This window comes from Limnohabitans sp. 2KL-3, from assembly GCF_001269405.1.
In the GTDB taxonomy this organism is placed as follows: Bacteria; Pseudomonadota; Gammaproteobacteria; order Burkholderiales; family Burkholderiaceae_C; genus Limnohabitans_A.
The window spans coordinates 1-3,900 of the sequence record NZ_CXON01000048.1 but is presented as its reverse complement, the minus strand read 5'-3'; the positions used below and the strand labels follow the sequence as shown (position 1 = coordinate 3,900).

At 64.5% G+C, this 3,900-nt stretch carries 1 protein-coding gene; it reads left to right on the top strand.

What is annotated here, in order from left to right:
• Positions 1-14 precede the first annotated feature (14 nt).
• Positions 15-3,900 (top strand): Ig-like domain-containing protein (locus tag AMM41_RS21455; RefSeq protein ID WP_194944943.1); only part of this gene is annotated, 3,886 nt, incomplete at its 3' end.

Genomic DNA, 3,900 nt, shown 5'->3' with positions numbered 1-3,900 from the left:
TGGTGACCAACGACGTGACCCCCACGATCAGCGGCACGGGCACCACGGGCGACATCATCCAGGTGACGATGCCCGGCACAGGCGAAGTGCTCAGCACCACGGTGGCCGCTGACGGCACGTGGAGCGTGACACCCACGATGGACGTGGCCAGCGGCAGCGTGAGCGTGATGGCCACCAACGCAGCGGGCGTGGTGAGTGCGCCCAAGACACTGCCTTTGGTGATGGACACGGCAGTGGCCACACCGAGCATCGCTTTGGTGTGCGACAGCGGTTCAAGCAGCAGCGACAAGATCAGCCGAGACGGTGCCATCACGGTGGGCGGCTTGGAAGCAGGCTCAACTGTCCAATACAGCTCGAACGGCACCGACTGGAGTACCACCTTCAGCGCCACAGAAGGCAGCAACACGGTCCAAGTGCGCCAGACGGACGCAGCAGGCAACGTCAGCGCAGCCAGCAGCCTGAGCTTCACGCTCGACACCACAGCGCCCACGCCCACCGTCACCATCAACGCCATTGGCGGCGATGATGCGCTGAGCCCTGCGGACGCCGTGCAAACCCAGACCGGCATCACCGGCAGCGTGACCGACGCCCGCGAAGGCGACCTGGTCAAAGTGCTGGTCAACGGCCAAACCTTCAGTGGCACCGTGGACGCGCTGGGCAACTACAGCGTCAGCGTGGCCACGGCCGACCTGATCGACGACCAAGGCTCAAAAATCGAAGTCGTGCTCATGGCCAGCGACGCGGCAGGCAACACCCAAATGGAGTCGAACACCCGCACCTACAAGGTGGACATCACCGTGCCCACGGTGCAAAGCATCGTGCTCGACAAGAGCGCCCTCAAAGTGGGCGAAACCGCCACCGTCACCATCACCTTCAGCGAGAAAGTCAAAGCCTTTGACCTGTCGGACCTGACGGCTGAGAACGGCACGCTCAGCAGCCTGGCCACAGCCGATGGTGGCCTGACCTGGACCGCCACCCTCACACCGACGGCCAGCATTGAAGACACCACCAACGTGGTCAACGTGCTGGCCAACTACACCGACCTGTCGGACAACCAGGGCACCGCAGCCACCAGCGGCAACTACAGCGTGGAAACCTTGGCCCCCACGGCCACGATCCAACTGGCCGACGAAGCATTGAAGGCCGGTGAGACCACCACCTTGACCATCACCTTCAGCGAGAAGGTCAGCAACTTCAGCAACGCCGACGTCACCGTGGCCAACGGCAGCCTGGGCACGCTCAGCAGCACCGACGGCATCGTCTGGACCGGCACCTTCACGCCCAGCGTCAACCTCGAAGAAGCCACCAACAGCATCACCCTGGCCAGCACCTACACCGACGTGGCCGGCAACGCAGGCCAAAGCGCCGACAGCGGCAACTACAGCGTGGACACCAAGGCCCCCACGGCCAGCGTCACCCTCACGGACAACACCAACACGGCCATCACCAGCCTCACGGCCGGTCAAAGCGCCAAAGTCACCATCACCTTCAGCGAAGCCGTCCAAGACTTCAGCAACGCCGACGTCACCGCGCCCAACGGCACCCTGAGCACCCTGGCCAGCACCGACGGCGGCACCACCTGGACGGCCACCTTCACGCCCAGCGCCAACGTCGAAGTCGCTGCCAACAGCATCAGCGTCAACCCCGGTGCCTACAGCGATCTCGCCTCCAACGCCGGTTCAGCCGCATCGAGCGCCACCTACGCCGTCGACACCCAAGGCCCCACCGCCAGCATCACGCTCAGCGACAGCGCCTTGACCGCAGGCGAGACCGCGCAAGTGACGATCAGCTTCAGCGAGAAAGTCACCGGCTTTGACAACACCGACGTCACCGTCGAGAACGGCACGCTCAGCACCTTGACCACCACCGACGGCGGCAAAACCTGGACAGGCACCTTCACACCCACCGCAGGCACAGCGGACGCCAGCAACCTGATGAGCGTGGCCAACAGCTACACCGACGTGGCGGGCAACCAAGGCGCCAGCACCGCAAGCGGCAACTACGCCATCGATTTGAAGGCCCCCACCGCCACCATCGCTTTGAGCGACAACGCCCTCAAAGCAGGCGAAAGCGCCACGGTCACCATCACCTTCAGCGAGAAAGTCAAAGACTTCAGCAACGCCGACATCACGGCCCCCAACGGCGCGCTGAGCAGCTTCACCGCCAGCGCAGACGGCCTGATCTGGACAGCGACGTTCACGCCGAACGTGGACACCGAAGCGGCCAGCAACACGCTCAGCCTGGGCACTGCCTACACCGACGAAGCAGGCAACACCGGCACCGTGGCCAACGCGACTTACGCCGTCGACACCAAAGCCCCGGTGTTCACCGTGCAACTGGACGACGCCAGCAACAGCGCGGCCAAGACCGACCGCCTCACCAACGACAGCACCCCGACCATCAGCGGCACGGGCACCACGGGCGACATCATCCAAGTGACCATGCCCGGCACACTGGAAGTGCTCAGCACCACGGTGGCGGCAGACGGCCAATGGAGCGTGACGCCCACTTTGGTGATCGCCAGCGGCAACGTGAGCGTGACGGCCCAAGACGCGGCAGGCAACACCAGCCCAGCGCAAACCCTGGCTCTGGTGATTGATACGGCTGTGGCCACACCCACCGTGGCCCTGGTGTGCGACAGCGGCACCAGCAGCAGCGACAAGATCAGCCAAAGCGGCGTGATCAACGTGAGCGGCCTGGAAGCGGGTGCTACTGTCGAGTACAGCATCAACGGCACAACATGGGGCACGACCTTCGCAGCCACAGAAGGCAGCAACACGGTCCAAGTGCGCCAGACGGACGCCGCAGGCAACGTGGCCACCTCGAATGCCTTCAACTTCACGCTGGACAGCCAGATGAGTGCCTTCACGGTGGCGCTCAGCTGCGACAGCGGCACGGCCAGCGACAAAGTCAGCCAAGACGCCAGCCTGCTCATCACCGGCGCAGAAGCCGGAGCGGACATCAGCTACAGCACCGACGGCAGCACCTGGGACAGCACCTACGCGGCAGCCGAAGGCGTGAACAACGTCAAAGTGCGCGTGATGGACGCGGCAGGCAACCAACGCACACAAGACTACAGCTTCACCCTTGACAGCACAGCGCCCACAGCGGCCGTGCTCACCTTGGTGTGCGACAGCGGCAGCCAAGCGGGCGACCAACTCACCAACAACGGTGCCCTCAACGTGGTGGCCGAAGCCGGTGCCACGCTGGAGTACAGCACCAACGGAAGCACCTGGAACAGCACCTTTGCGGCCGCAGACGGCGCCAACACCGTCAGCGTGCGCGTCACCGACAAGGCGGGCAACGTCAGCAGCACCTCCAGCCTGAGCTTCACGCTGGACAAAACAGCGCCCGTGGCTGCCAGCGTCAGCCTGGTGTGCGACAGCGGCCTGACCGCCGTGGCCAACAACGACAAAATCAGCCACACCGGCACACTGGCGGTGCAAACAGCAGAAACCGCAGGCCAGATCGAATACAGCACCGACGGCCTGACCTGGGCCGCCACCTTGGCTGCGGCCGAAGGCGTGAACAACGTCAAAGTGCGCGTCACCGATGCGGCGGGCAACCAGGGCGCGGTCACCGACTACGCCTTCACACTGGACACCCAAGCGCCTGCAGCGCCCGTATTGGGCCTGGTGTGCGACAGCGGCGTGCTGGGCAGCGACAAGATCACCCAAAACGGCGCATTCAGCGCCACCACAAGCGAAGTGAGCGCGACACTGCAATACAGCACAGACGGCGTGGCCTGGAGCAACACCTTTGTGGCGGCCGAAGGCAGCAACACCGTCAAAGCACGGGTGTTGGACGCCGCGGGCAACGCAGGTGCAGCCAGCACGCTGAGCTTCACGCTGGACACACTCATCAGCAAACCCAGCGTGGCGCTCAGCTGTGACAGCGGTG